The sequence below is a fragment of the Amycolatopsis sp. NPDC043889 genome (assembly GCF_056435645.1).
In genome coordinates, this window is sequence record NZ_JBWKEC010000011.1 from 90,473 (window position 1) to 102,862 (window position 12,390).

Sequence of the window (12,390 nt, forward strand, 5' to 3'; positions counted from 1 at the left end):
GGGACGCGGGGATGAATTCAAGGAATGTTGAATTTCGGGCCGGGTCCGTCCATGATGACGCCATGGCTGGTGAAGACACTACCGCTCGGCGCCGGGGACGGCGGCCCGGCGGACAGGACACCCGCACCGCGCTGCTCGAGGCGGCCCGCGCGGTGTTCGGCGAGAGCGGCTTCGACGGCGCGACGGTGCGCGCGATCGCGACGCGCGCCGGGGTCGACGCGGCGATGGTGAACCACTGGTTCGGCAGCAAGGAAGGGCTGTTCGCCCAGGCCGTGCTGAAACTGCCGTTCGAGCCGCACGAACTCCTCGCGGAACTTCGGGACGGGCCAGACGAGGAGTTCGGCCGCCGGATCGTGCGCACCTTCCTCACCCGGTGGGACGGCGCGGGCGGTGACGTGTTCCAGGCGCTCGTCCGCAGCGTCGCCGGGCACGAGCAGGCCGCGCTGGTGCTGCGCGGGTTCTTCCAGAGCTTCTTCACGAAGGTCATCGGTGAGCTGGGCTCGGACCGAGTCGAACTGCGGACGACCCTGTGCGCGTCACAGCTGGTCGGGATGGGGATGATCCGGTACGTCGCGAGGTTCGAGCCGATGGCTTCGAGCGAGATCGAGCCGCTGGTGACCGCGATCGCGCCGACGATGCAGCGGTATCTGACCGGAAAGGTCGACTGAGCCCGGCCGTGAAGGCCTCCTTGCCTACCCTGAAGGTAGCGAAGGAGGCCTTCACTACCCGCCGGGCGAATGGCGACGAATCCTGTGAGGCGGACGACACGCGTGCTTGGAGGCGCGACACGCGTGACCAGAGGCGCGACTCGCGTGCTTGGAGGCGGAACTCGCGGGCCGAGTGTCATCCGGCCCGATCGGTGTCGTCGGATCAGGCCGTGTCCGGCTCGATCTCCTTGACGGGAACGGTGCGGAGCCGGTCCTTGAAGAACCGTCCGCGCGGGAAGATCACGATCATGTCCGTTTCCTCGCCGCCGACGAAGACGGGGACTTTCTCGAGTCCCTCGAAGCGAGGAGCGATCCGCAGCGACCGTCGCGTCTGAAGCAGCTTGTAACCGCGCTCGGGATAGACGTCGATCCCAGGGAACAACCAGCCGGGCCCACCGTCGCCGTGGCCTCGCGCAAGCCGGTCTTCAAGGCCGAGCGATACCGGCCCCGCCAGATCCAGGCGGCGTACAGGCACGCCGGGAAGCCGAAGAAGCCCGCCGTGGACAACGGAATCAGCAACTCGTATCCGGTCCCGTCGGCGACTATCCGGCAGGAGATGAAGAAGACCATCCAGAACACCGACAACGCCAGCGCGCGCACCTTGAAACGCGTCAGGTTCTCGATCAGGGGGACGGCCACATCGTCATGGATCGTCAGCGGGGCAATGCCTTCGACGGCATCACCATCCGAAGTGGACCGAGGTCGCCCGGCGACGCGCGGTCGTCGTCTCGGACGGTCACGCTCGGCCGGTCTTCGCCTTCCCACCGCCGGTCAGCCCGCGGCCAGCACCGCGATCAGCGCCAGCGTGCCGGGGACCACCTGCACGAAGAAGATCTTCTTGCTCGCCGTCGCCGTCCCGTAGAGCCCCGCCACGATCACGCAGGCGAGGCCGAAGATCTTGAACTGCCAGGCGGTGCTGCCGGTCGCGATCAGGCCCCAGATCAGCGCGGCGGCCAGGAAACCGTTGTACAGCCCCTGATTGGCCGCCAGCGTCGTGGTCTCCTTCGCGAACTCCTCGGTCGTGCCGAAGGAGGCGCGGGCGCGCGGGGTGGTCCACAGGAACATCTCCAGCACGACGATGTACAGGTGGATCAGGGCGACGATGCCGACCAGCACGTTGGCGACGATATTCACGGGTTCTCGCTCTCGTCGGCCAGCAGCAGCCGTTCGTCGGTGTCGAAACAGGTGTGCGTGCCGGTGTGACAGGCCGGGCCGGTCTGGTCGACGCGCAGGAGGACGGTATCGCCGTCGCAGTCGATCCGCACCTCGCGCACGTGCTGGACATGGCCGGATGTCTCGCCCTTGACCCACAGTTCCTTGCGGCTGCGCGAATAATAGGTGCCGCGCCGCGTCGTGAGGGTGCGTTCGAGCGCCTCGTCGTCCATCCACGCCATCATCAGGACGTCCGATGTGGAGTGTTCGACGACGACGGCGGCGATCAGCCCGTCGGCGTTGCGCTTCAAGCGATCCGAGAGGGCGGGGTCAAGCGTCATTCGTGGCTCCGAGAAGGTGCCGTTTCACCGGCATCGAGTTGAGCAGGACCGCCGTGTAGATGTACCCGGCGAACAGCAGCCCGGAGACGATCTTCACCCAGAAGAGTTCCGCCGCCAGCATGGACAACGCGTGCAGCAACCCGAACAGGAAGCTGACGCCGAAACCGGCGAACCGCGCCGAAGACATCTTCAGCACCAATCCCGCCACGACGAGTCCGCCGAGGACCAGCGACGTCCCCGGCAGCAGGAACGTCCGCGCGGTGGAGTACGGCGCGAACATGAGGATCGCGGCCATCGCGAGGTAGGCGAGGGCGAGCCCGAGCAGCAGCGCGCAGACGACCTTGACCTCGGTGGAGGCCTTCCATTTGGCCAGGATCACCGGACCACGACTCCCCCGGCGCGCAGCGCGCTCTTGACCTCGCCGATCTTCAACTGTCCGAAGTGGAACACACTGGCCGCGAGCACCGCGTCCGCGCCCGCCTCGACGGCGGGCAGGAAGTGCTCGAGCGCGCCGGCGCCACCGCTGGCGATCACCGGGACCCGGACCGCCGCCCGCACCTGGCTCAGGAGTTCGAGGTCGAAGCCGTTCTTGGTGCCGTCGGCGTCCATCGAGTTGAGCAGGATCTCGCCGACGCCCAGTTCCTCGCCGCGCGCGGCCCACTCGACGGCGTCGATCCCGGTGCCGCGGCGCCCGCCGTGCGTGGTCACCTCGAAACCGGACGGGGTCGGTTCGGTCCCCTCGGGGACCCGGCGCGCGTCCACCGACAGGACGACGCACTGCGCGCCGAACCGGCGGGACGCCTCGCGCAGGAACTCCGGCCGCGCGATGGCGGCGGTGTTGATGCTCACCTTGTCCGCGCCGGTGCGCAGCAACCGGTTGACGTCGTCGTTCGTGCGCACGCCGCCGCCGACGGTGAGCGGGATGAACACCTGTTCCGCGGTCCGGCGGACGACGTCGAAGGTGGTCTCACGGTCCCCGGAGGACGCCGTGACGTCGAGGAACGTGAGCTCGTCCGCGCCCTCGGCGTCGTACAGCCTGGCGAGTTCGACGGGGTCGCCGGCGTCGCGCAGGTCGGCGAAGTTGACGCCCTTCACCACACGGCCCGCGTCGACGTCGAGACACGGGATGACCCTGACTGCGACTGACATGGGGACAAGCGTAGTCAAGACCCGTTCTAAGCTCGCGGGATGGCACAGGCGGGGCGGCGGCCGGGGCAGACCGAGACGCGGGAGGAGATCCTCGACGCGGCGAGGCGCAGGTTCGCCGAACAGGGCTACGACGGGGCGACCGTCCGCGCCATCGCGGCCGACGCCGGGGTCAACGCGGCCCTGCTGCACCATTTCTTCGGCACCAAGCAACGGCTCTTCGCCGCGTCGATGAATCTGCCGGTGGACCCTGGCGAGCTGGTCCCCCGGATCCTCGAAGGCCCCGAAGAAGAGATCGGCGAGCGCCTCGTCCGCGCGTTCCTCGGCCTCTGGCAGGCCCCGGACGGCCGCGCGCCGTTCCTGGCGATGATCCGCTCCGCGACCACCAACGAGCAGGTCGCGACCATGATGCGGCAGTTCCTGGAGCGGGCGGTACTGGCGCGGGTCGCCGAAGCGCGCGGCGTGCCGAAGGTGCGGGTGGCCGGGATCGCCGCGCAGATGATCGGGTTCGCGCTGCTGCGCTACGTCATCGGGCTCCCGCCGCTGGTCAACGCCTCGGAGGAGGAGATCGTCGCGATGCTGGCCCCGGTCGCGCAGTACTACCTGACCCCCGGCGCCGAGAAAGTTCGGCTCCCGATGCATCAGCGGGGTGGTCTCGCGCGTCACTAGTAGCGAGACCACCGGCTGAGGGGGACACGTGCCTGCGACCTTCGACGAGTTCGTCGCGGATCGCCTGGACGGCCTCCTGCGCTACGCGACCGTCCTGACCGACGATCCGTACCTGGCGCAGGACATCGTCCAGGAGGTGCTGCTGCGTGCTCAGGAACGCTGGCCGAAGATCGACTCGCCGCCGACGTACGTCCGCCGGATGGTGACCAACGAGTACCTCTCGTGGCGGAGGCGGCTGGCGGTCCGCCGGGTGACGCCGTCGTCACCGGAAGCGCTCGACCTGATGAGCCCGCCGGTCTCCGATCACGCCATCGAGTACGACGAACGCGACGCGATGCTGGACCGGCTCGCGAAGCTCCCGCGCAAACAACGCGCCGCGATCGTGCTCCGCTACTACGAGAACTACTCCGACGAGGAGATCGGCGCGGTACTCCGCTGCGCGACGTCGACCGTGCGCAGCCAGATTTCGCGCGCGCTCGCGACGCTGCGGGAAACCGGGCCGTCCCCGTCCGTGCAGCCCACGGGAGCCCGCAAATGACCCGACTGAGTGACGAGCACACCGAGGACCTGATCCGGGAGAGCCTCGAACACCTGGCGACGCGGGCGCCCGACGGGGCCGAGGTCCGCGACGCGCTGGCCCAACGGTCGCGCAGCCGTCCGAAGATGGCTTTGGCGCTGGTCGCGGCGGCGGTCGCGATCATCGCGCTCGGCGTGCCACTCGGCCTGCGGGCCTACACAACGGTCACGCCCGCCTCGCCGCGCGACGCGGACTGGGCGGTGCTGCCGTACAAACCGGGCTGGCTTCCCGACGGTTTCAAGGAGATGAGCCGCTCCGCGAAGCCTTATCCGGCGCCTCAGACCAGGACGTGGAGTGGCGGCGAGGCGGGCCAGGTCCAGCTGACCACCACTCCGCTGGACGAGCGGCGCGGGCCGTGGACGATCGCGCCCGCCCCGAACCAGATCATCGTGCACGGCAGGGTCGGCATGGTCTCGGAGGTCTACGGCGACGCGACGATGCTGACCTGGTCACCCGACGACGCGTACGTGCTGAACTTGACCCTGCACGGTGTGCGCGACGCGCGCGGCGTGGGTCAGCGGATCGCGGACGAGATGGTCGGGGACGGCCGTGCCCGGGTGTCGGGCGAACTGCGGTTCGGCAGGTTGCCCGCCGGCCTGGAGCCGTCCGGGGTGAACCTGGCCATGATGGTCGACGGGGGCACGACCGAGCTCGAAGCCACCCGTGCCGGGCAGCCCAGCGCGGCGGCGGTGGTCACGGCGAGGCTCGGCGGCCAACCGCCGGACGCGGGCGATGCCGCGCCCGTGCCGCTCAAGATCAGGGGCCTCGACGGTTTCGCCCTCCCCGCGCGGAACGGGCGGGGAGGGAAGCTGGACGAAACGGTCGCCGTCCAGGTCGAAGGCGGGCGCTGGCTCACCGTGTCGGGCAAACGGGACCGGGCCACGCTGGCCGACATCGCCGAGGGCCTGCAGATCATCCCCGGTGACTACAGCTGGTTCGGGAAGCCGCCGGAATAGTGACGGGCGGGCGGCGGTTGTCGACGGCATGACGGACACCTACCGCTCCATCGCGTTCACCGAGTACGGCGACTCCGGGGTCCTGCGCGTCCTCGAACGTGAGCTTCCCGCGCCGGGACCCGGCCAGGTCCGGGTCGCCGTCCGGGCCGCGGGCGTGAACCCGATCGACTGGAAGATCCGGTCCGGGCTGATGGCGGAGGTGTACCCCGCGAAGTTCCCCGCCGTGCCCGGTGGGGACATCTCGGGCGTGATCGACGCGGTCGGCGAGGGAGTGTCCGGGTTCGCGGCCGGCGACGAGGTCCTGGGGTCCGGCATCGGCGGGTACGCGGAATACGTCCTCGCGGATCCGGCGAACCTGATCCGCAAGCCCGGGGCACTCTCCTGGGAGCTGGCCGCGGCGCTGCCGGCGGTCGTCAACACCGCCTACCGCGCCCTCGCCCTCCTGGATCTCCAGAAGGGCGAGACGCTGCTCATCGACGGCGCGGCGGGCGGCGTCGGCACCATCGCCGTCCAGCTCGCCGTCGCGCGCGGGCTCACCGTCGTGGGCACCGCGAGCGAAGCGAACCACGATTACCTGCGCTCGCTGGGTGCCGTCCCAGTGCAGTACGGCGAAGGCCTCGCCGAGCGCGTACGCGACGTCGCGCCGCAGGGCGTCGACGCGTCCTTCGACGCCTCCGGACGCGGCTCGCTCGCCACCCTCGTCGAGCTGACCGGTGGCCCGAAGCGGGTCATCACCATCGCCGCGCCGGACGCGGCAGACCACGGCGTCCGCTTCACGTCGGGTTCTCCGGCCGAGCAGGTCCCCGGCTCGCTGGCCGAAGGCGCCGCGCTCGCCGCCGAAGGCAAGCTCGACCTGCCGATCGCCCGCGTGTACCCGCTCGCCGAAGCGGCCGCGGCCCAGGGCGAAAGCGAAGGCGGCCACGTCCGGGGCAAGCTCGTCCTGGTCCCGTGAGCCTTCCCGCGACGGCGAGCTGGCTGCATCGGGACGCGAGGACCGGCCTGGAGGTCGCGTTCTTCGAAGAACACGAAGGCGGCTGGAGGATCAGCGGGGCAACGACAGCGGTCGAGGACGGCGAATCCTGGTTCGTCGAGTACGCGATCACCGTCGACGCCGCCTGGCATACGAGGTCGGCGGAGATCTCCGGCCGGTCGGCGAGCGGCGCCCGGCGCACGGTGCTCGAATCCGGCGGTGACGGACGATGGCGGGTGGACGGGGTCGCGGATCCGCGGCTCGACGGCTGTTTCGACGTGGACCTCGAGTCGTCGTCGATGACGAACACGCTGCCAGTGCACCGGCTCGGCCTCGCTCCGGGCGCCGCCGCCGAGGCGCCCGCCGTGTACGTCCGTGCGGGCGACCTCGCCGTGGAGCGGCTCGAGCAGCGCTACGAGCGGATCGGTGACCGCGATTTCGCCTACGCGGCACCGGTCTTCGACTTCTCCTGCGTACTGCGCTACGACCGGCACCTGCTGGTGCACGACTACCCGGGCATCGCCGTCCGGCTGTCCTGAAACACGCACCCCTTGACTCACGCTTCTCAACGAGCGCAGAATTAAACACATGGCTAATTCGGCGATCTCCGTGACAGGACTGAGGGTCGTCCGCGGCGGTCGCGAGGTCGTCAAGGACATCGCGTTCCGGACGCCGCGCGGGCGCGTCACCGGCCTGCTCGGGCCGAGCGGCTGCGGCAAGACGACGCTGATGCGTTCGATCGTCGGCGTGCAGATCGTCGCCGCGGGCGAGGTCACCGTGCTCGGCCATCCCGCGGGCAGCCCGCCGCTGCGGCGCCTGATCGGCTACGCCACCCAGAACCCGGCCATCTACGCCGACCTCACCATCACGGAAGCGTTGCGCTACTTCGCCTCCGTCCTCCGCGCGCCGATGTCCGATGTGGACAGGGTGATCGCCGAAGTCGGGCTGACCGACCACGCGGGCAAGCTGGTCGGCTCCTTGTCGGGCGGACAGCACAGCCGCGCCAACCTCGCCGTCGCACTGCTCGGAAAACCCGAACTGCTCGTCCTCGACGAACCGACCGTCGGCCTCGATCCCCTACTCCGCGACGAACTCTGGGCGCTGTTCCGCCGCCTCGCCGAGGGCGGGACGACGCTGCTCGTGTCCAGCCACGTCATGGACGAGGCAGCGCGATGCGACCGGCTGCTGCTCATGCGCGAAGGCCGCGTCCTCGCCGACGACACCCCGGCCGGGCTTCGCGAACGCACCGGCACGACCGATCTGGAACAGGCGTTCCTGCGGCTCGTCCGGGAGACGGAGATGACCTCGTGAACCCCACGCTGACACTCGCCACGGCCCGCCGCATCCTCCTTCAGCTACGGCACGATCCGCGCACCGTCGCGATGCTGATCGTCGTCCCGTCGCTGCTGATGGTGCTGCTGCGCTTCGTCTTCAACTCCGAAGCGGTGTTCAGCCGGGTCGCTCCGGCGCTGCTCGGCGTCTTCCCGTTCCTGATCATGTTCCTGATCACCTCGATCACCACGCTGCGCGAGCGCACCACGGCGACACTGGAAAGACTGATGACCCTGCCGATCGGCAGGATGGACCTGCTCTTCGGCTACGCGATCGCGTTCGGTTCGATCGCGATCGTGCAGGTCGGCGTCGCCGCCGGGATTTCGCTCGCCTGGCTGGGCCTCGACATCGCGGGCTCGATCGGGATGCTGCTGCTCATCGCCGTCCTCGACGCCCTCCTCGGGATGGCGCTCGGCCTGTTCGTGAGCGCGTTCGCGCGGACGGAGTTCCAGGCGGTGCAGTTCATGCCGCTGTTCGTGCTGCCGCAGATCCTGCTGTGCGGGCTGTTCGTGCCGCGCGGGGAAATGGGCTGGCTCCTGAACTGGCTTTCGAACGTGATGCCGCTTTCGTACGCCGTCGAAGCGCTCACGCGGGTCACCACGTCGGGCACCGTGGACGCGACACTCCTCTGGAACCTGATCATCGTCGGGGCGTGCGCACTGGCCGCGCTGGTGCTCGGCGCGGCGACCTTGCGCAGGCGGACAGCCTAGACTTTCCACATGGGATCGGAGTTCGAGCGGATCGCCGCCGAGAAGTACGTCGTCCTGACCACCTTCCGCAAGAACGGCACCCCGGTGCCGACCCCGGTCTGGGCGGCGGGCGACGGCGGCGAGCTGGTGCTCTGGTCCGAGCGGAAGGCGGGCAAGGTCAAGCGCATCCGCAACAGCGGCCGGGTCGAGGTCCAGGCCTGCGACTTCCGCGGTGCCAAGACCCATGGCGACGTCGTCGCGGGTGAGGCTCGGCTGCTGGACCTCGACGAGACCGAACGGGTGCGCAAGGTGATCGCGCGGAAGTACGGGATCACCGGGCGGGTCACGATGTTCTTCAGCAGGCTGCGGGGGCCGAAGGACCGGACCGTGGGCATCGCGATCAAGCTGGCGGAGTAGCCCTGGGTCTCGTGAGTGGTGAGGACGGTTAGAACCGTCCTCACCACTCACGAGGCCTGCAGCGCCCGCAGCGAGGCCGCCAGCGCCGCCGAGTCGTGGTCCGGCCCGCATCCCTCCACCAGGATCAGATCGCCGGGGATGTGGTCGGCCCGCAGCGGCAGGATCTCCCGGTACGCGGGCGAGTCGTACCACTCCCGCGCGGCGTCGAGGCTCGGGAACTCGATGAGCACGAGCGCCCCCGGCCACTCCCCCTCGACGACGTGGACCCCGGCTCCGTGCACGAGGAACCTGCCGCCGAAGGGATCGAGCGTGGCCTGGATCCGTTCCATGTACTCGAAGACCTCTTCGGCCAGCACAGCGGCGGGGCGAAGGTGGGCGAGTCCGTAGGCGGTCATGATGTCCCTCCAGGTTTCGTTGTCTTGGAAGGAATCCTGACCGAGCCGGCGCGTGGCGTCGATTACCCGGGAGGTAAAGCTCAGAACTCCGCGACGGCCGCGAGCGCCTCGGGCAGGGTGAACGCGCCGGCGTAGAGCGCCTTGCCGACGATGGATCCCTCGACACCGTCGCGGGCCAGCGCGGCCAGCGCGCGGAGATCGTCCACACTGGACACACCACCGGAGGCGATGACCGGCGCGTCGGTGCGGGCGGCGACCTCGCGGAGCAGGTCGATGTTCGGCCCCTGGAGGGTGCCGTCCTTGCTCACGTCGGTGACGACGTAGCGCTGCGCGCCGTCGCGGTCGAGCCGGTCGAGGACCTCCCAGAGGTCACCGCCGTCCTGCGTCCAGCCGCGGGCGGACAGCCGGTGCCCGGCCTCGGTGATCCGCACGTCCAGCCCGATGGCGACGCGGTCGCCGTAGGAGGAGACGACCTTCGCGGTCCACTCCGGGTCCTCCAGCGCCGCGGTACCGAGGTTGACGCGGCGGGCGCCGGTGGCCAGCGCGGCCTCCAGCGAGGCGTCGTCGCGGATGCCACCGGACAGCTCCACCTGGACGTCGAGCTTGGCCACGACGTCGGCGAGCAGTTCGCGGTTGGAACCCTTGCCGAACGCGGCGTCGAGGTCCACCAGATGGATCCACTCCGCACCGTCGCGCTGCCAGGCGAGCGCCGCCTCCAGCGGGCTGCCATAGGAGGTTTCGGTGCCGGCCTCGCCCTGGACGAGTCGCACGGCCTGGCCATCGGCCACATCAACGGCGGGAAGGAGCGTGAAAGTCACGCGCCCACTCTAAGACAGGGTGTTCAGCCAGTTGCGCAGCAGGTGCGCCCCGGCGTCCCCGGACTTCTCGGGGTGGAACTGGGTCGCCCAGAGCGGCCCGTTCTCGACGGCGGCGACGAAGTCCTGGCCGTGGTTCGCCCAGGTCACCTTGGGTTGCTGTCCGGCGAGGCCGGAGTCCAGTTCCCAGGTCCGCGCGGCGTAGGAGTGCACGAAGTAGAACCGCGTGTCCGCGTCCAGACCGGCGAACAACTGTGAGTCCTCGGGGGCGCGGACGGTGTTCCAACCCATGTGGGGCAGGACGTCGGCCTCCAGCTTGTCGACCGTGCCCGGCCACTCACCGGCGCCCTCGGCCTCCACGCCGTGCTCGACACCGCGTTCGAACAGGATCTGCATGCCGACGCAGATGCCCAGCACCGGACGGCCGCCGGCGAGGCGTTTGCCGATGATCTTCTCCCCCGACACCGACCGCAGCCCCTCCATACAGGCGGAGAAGGCGCCGACACCGGGGACGACCAGGCCGTCGGCCTCGAGGGCGGCATGCGGGTCGGCGGTGACCTCGACGTCGGCGCCGGCGCGCTGAACAGCGCGTTCGGCGGACCGGAGGTTGCCGGACCCGTAGTCCAGGATCACCACGCGAGGAGTAGCCACGCGTCCCAGGTTAGCGGACCGGATTTTCTCCGGATTTCCTGTTTCGACGTTCACTCTTCTGGGTAATAACGCCTCCAAGTGAAAGGCCGGCGCAGGACCGCCCTGCACTTTTGGAGGAACGATGCAGGACGCCGACGACCTGACCCGCCTGCTCAGCGCCTGGCGCGAAGACATCGACAGCGTGCCTTTCCCTACCTTCGCGGAGCTGCTGATCCCGGCGCAGAAGCGGCGCTCCGCCCCGGCTCGGACGGCCACGGCATCGGTTCAGGTGACGAAGACCACCGGAGGGCGGGATCGCTGACACTCGACTCCGGTCGCGTGTGTGGTTTTCTTCATAGGAAGACGCCCCACCGAGCCGACCAGGAGTGACCGCATGAGCAGCAGTCCGGATCCGCGCGACTTCCTCGATCTCGACGCCGAGCTCACCGCCGAGGACCGGGCCATGCGTGACGCAGTGCGCTCCTACGCCCAGGACCAGCTCCTGCCGAACGTCGCCGAGTGGTACGAGTCGGGCGCTCTGCCCGCCGCCGAGCTCGCCAAGGGGTTCGGGCGGCTCGGACTGCTCGGCATGCACCTGGAGGGTTACGGCTGCGCCGGGACCAGCGCCGTCGCCTACGGCATCGCCTGCCGCGAGCTGGAGGCCGTCGACTCCGGGTTGCGCAGCTTCGTCTCGGTGCAGGGCTCGCTGGCGATGTACGCGATCCACAAATGGGGCACCGAGGAGCAGAAACAGGAGTGGCTGCCCCGGATGGCCGCCGGTGAGGCGCTCGGCTGTTTCGGCCTGACCGAACCGGACGCCGGCAGCGACCCCGGCAGCATGCGGACCCGCGCGGTGCGCGACGGCTCGGACTGGGTGCTGAGCGGCACGAAGATGTGGATCACCAACGGAACCGTGGCCGACGTCGCGGTCGTCTGGGCGCGGACCGACGAAGGTGTGCGCGGTTTCGTCGTCCCCACGAACACGCCGGGCTTCACCGCGAACGAGGTCAAGCACAAGCTGTCACTGCGCGCCTCGCTGACCGCGGAACTCGTGCTCGACGGCGTCCGCCTGCCGGATTCCGCCGCGTTCCCCGAGGTCAGGGGCCTGCGCGGGCCGCTGTCCTGCCTGAACGAAGCGCGCTACGGGATCCTGTTCGGCGTCGTCGGCGCCGCTCGCTCCTGCTACGAATCCGCGCTGGAGTACACGCTGAGCCGGGAACAGTTCGGCAAACCGCTGGCCGGGTTCCAGCTCACCCAGCGCAAGCTCGCCGATCTCGTCGTCGAGGTCAACCGCGCCGGTCTGGTCGCGCTGCGGATCGGGCGGCTCAAGGACGCCGGGACGCTGCACCACAACCACGTCAGCTTCGGCAAGCTCGCCAACGTCCGCTCTGCGCTGGAGGTCGCCAGGACCGCGCGCGCCATGCTCGGCGCCAACGGGATTTCGCTGGAATACCCGGTGATGCGGCATATGTCGAACCTGGAAACCGTGCTGACCTACGAAGGCACCGAAGAGATGCACGCGCTCTCGCTCGGCCAGTCGGTCACCGGTCTGGCCGCCTTCCGCTGAGCCGCCGGAAACTGTCGGTGCGGACCT

Annotated in this window: 19 protein-coding genes; 11 read left to right on the plus strand and 8 right to left on the minus strand. The window is 69.6% G+C overall.

The window, feature by feature from the left end; genetic code table 11:
* Positions 1-62 precede the first annotated feature (62 nt).
* Positions 63-668, plus strand: coding sequence for a TetR/AcrR family transcriptional regulator (locus AC0685_RS21545; protein ID WP_478227186.1), 606 nt, complete (start codon positions 63-65; stop codon positions 666-668).
* A gap of 202 nt (positions 669-870) precedes the next feature.
* Here AC0685_RS21545 and AC0685_RS21550 read toward each other — a convergent pair whose 3' ends face one another.
* The 5 genes from AC0685_RS21550 to hisF all read right to left on the minus strand — a co-directional run bounded on the left by AC0685_RS21550 (position 871) and on the right by hisF (position 3,349).
* Positions 871-1,182, minus strand: coding sequence for a hypothetical protein (locus AC0685_RS21550; RefSeq protein WP_478227187.1), 312 nt, complete (start codon positions 1,180-1,182; stop codon positions 871-873).
* A 296-nt stretch (positions 1,183-1,478) separates the two neighbouring features.
* Complete coding sequence (locus AC0685_RS21555) at positions 1,479-1,841, minus strand: DUF1304 domain-containing protein (RefSeq protein WP_478227188.1); 363 nt, start codon at positions 1,839-1,841, stop codon at positions 1,479-1,481.
* A complete protein-coding gene (gene hisI / locus AC0685_RS21560; protein ID WP_340687681.1) occupies positions 1,838-2,200 on the minus strand; it encodes a phosphoribosyl-AMP cyclohydrolase in 363 nt (120 codons plus the stop codon). The genes AC0685_RS21555 and hisI overlap by 4 nt, the downstream gene beginning before the upstream one ends.
* Positions 2,190-2,579, minus strand: coding sequence for a hypothetical protein (locus AC0685_RS21565; RefSeq protein WP_478227189.1), 390 nt, complete (start codon positions 2,577-2,579; stop codon positions 2,190-2,192). The genes hisI and AC0685_RS21565 overlap by 11 nt, the downstream gene beginning before the upstream one ends.
* On the minus strand, positions 2,576-3,349 hold the full coding sequence (gene hisF, locus AC0685_RS21570; protein ID WP_340687679.1) for an imidazole glycerol phosphate synthase subunit HisF: 774 nt from the start codon (positions 3,347-3,349) through the stop codon (positions 2,576-2,578). Before hisF ends, AC0685_RS21565 begins: the two co-directional genes overlap by 4 nt.
* A gap of 39 nt (positions 3,350-3,388) precedes the next feature.
* On the opposite strand from hisF, the gene AC0685_RS21575 reads away from it, so the two are divergent.
* From AC0685_RS21575 to AC0685_RS21610, 8 genes are read left to right on the plus strand one after another with little or no spacing between them, the layout of a single operon-like run.
* Positions 3,389-4,015 (plus strand): TetR/AcrR family transcriptional regulator, encoded by a 627-nt coding sequence (locus AC0685_RS21575; RefSeq protein WP_478227190.1) that lies wholly within the window; start codon positions 3,389-3,391, stop codon positions 4,013-4,015.
* A 28-nt stretch (positions 4,016-4,043) separates the two neighbouring features.
* Positions 4,044-4,553 (plus strand): RNA polymerase sigma factor, encoded by a 510-nt coding sequence (locus AC0685_RS21580; RefSeq protein WP_340687677.1) that lies wholly within the window; start codon positions 4,044-4,046, stop codon positions 4,551-4,553.
* Positions 4,550-5,548: a hypothetical protein gene (locus AC0685_RS21585; RefSeq protein ID WP_478227191.1), complete on the plus strand. Its 999-nt coding sequence runs from the start codon at positions 4,550-4,552 to the stop codon at positions 5,546-5,548. The genes AC0685_RS21580 and AC0685_RS21585 overlap by 4 nt, the downstream gene beginning before the upstream one ends.
* Before the next feature lie 28 nt (positions 5,549-5,576).
* The gene (locus tag AC0685_RS21590; RefSeq protein ID WP_478227192.1) at positions 5,577-6,500 is read left to right on the plus strand and encodes an NADP-dependent oxidoreductase; all 924 of its coding nucleotides are present in this window, start codon (positions 5,577-5,579) and stop codon (positions 6,498-6,500) included.
* Positions 6,497-7,057 (plus strand): putative glycolipid-binding domain-containing protein, encoded by a 561-nt coding sequence (locus tag AC0685_RS21595; RefSeq protein WP_478227193.1) that lies wholly within the window; start codon positions 6,497-6,499, stop codon positions 7,055-7,057. Before AC0685_RS21590 ends, AC0685_RS21595 begins: the two co-directional genes overlap by 4 nt.
* A 49-nt stretch (positions 7,058-7,106) precedes the next feature.
* Positions 7,107-7,829 (plus strand): ABC transporter ATP-binding protein, encoded by a 723-nt coding sequence (locus AC0685_RS21600; RefSeq protein ID WP_478227194.1) that lies wholly within the window; start codon positions 7,107-7,109, stop codon positions 7,827-7,829.
* On the plus strand, positions 7,826-8,560 hold the full coding sequence (locus tag AC0685_RS21605; protein ID WP_478227195.1) for an ABC transporter permease: 735 nt from the start codon (positions 7,826-7,828) through the stop codon (positions 8,558-8,560). The genes AC0685_RS21600 and AC0685_RS21605 overlap by 4 nt, the downstream gene beginning before the upstream one ends.
* Before the next feature lie 9 nt (positions 8,561-8,569).
* Positions 8,570-8,956 (plus strand): PPOX class F420-dependent oxidoreductase, encoded by a 387-nt coding sequence (locus tag AC0685_RS21610; protein WP_340687671.1) that lies wholly within the window; start codon positions 8,570-8,572, stop codon positions 8,954-8,956.
* A gap of 47 nt (positions 8,957-9,003) precedes the next feature.
* Here the strand turns inward: AC0685_RS21610 and AC0685_RS21615 are convergent, their stop codons facing one another.
* The 3 genes from AC0685_RS21615 to hisH all read right to left on the minus strand — a co-directional run bounded on the left by AC0685_RS21615 (position 9,004) and on the right by hisH (position 10,802).
* Positions 9,004-9,351, minus strand: coding sequence for a DUF1330 domain-containing protein (locus AC0685_RS21615; protein ID WP_219150319.1), 348 nt, complete (start codon positions 9,349-9,351; stop codon positions 9,004-9,006).
* Positions 9,352-9,431: 80 nt separating this feature from the next.
* Complete coding sequence (priA, locus tag AC0685_RS21620) at positions 9,432-10,169, minus strand: bifunctional 1-(5-phosphoribosyl)-5-((5-phosphoribosylamino)methylideneamino)imidazole-4-carboxamide isomerase/phosphoribosylanthranilate isomerase PriA (RefSeq protein ID WP_007029948.1); 738 nt, start codon at positions 10,167-10,169, stop codon at positions 9,432-9,434.
* Positions 10,170-10,178: 9 nt separating this feature from the next.
* On the minus strand, positions 10,179-10,802 hold the full coding sequence (gene hisH, locus AC0685_RS21625; RefSeq protein WP_478227286.1) for an imidazole glycerol phosphate synthase subunit HisH: 624 nt from the start codon (positions 10,800-10,802) through the stop codon (positions 10,179-10,181).
* Between the two features lie 136 nt (positions 10,803-10,938).
* Here hisH and AC0685_RS21630 point away from each other — a divergent pair, with 136 nt between their 5' ends.
* Both AC0685_RS21630 and AC0685_RS21635 read left to right on the plus strand, forming a co-directional pair.
* Positions 10,939-11,118: a hypothetical protein gene (locus tag AC0685_RS21630; RefSeq protein WP_478227196.1), complete on the plus strand. Its 180-nt coding sequence runs from the start codon at positions 10,939-10,941 to the stop codon at positions 11,116-11,118.
* 72 nt (positions 11,119-11,190) lie between these two features.
* Complete coding sequence (locus AC0685_RS21635; protein WP_478227197.1) at positions 11,191-12,363, plus strand: acyl-CoA dehydrogenase family protein; 1,173 nt, start codon at positions 11,191-11,193, stop codon at positions 12,361-12,363.
* The last annotated feature ends 27 nt before the right edge of the window (positions 12,364-12,390 follow it).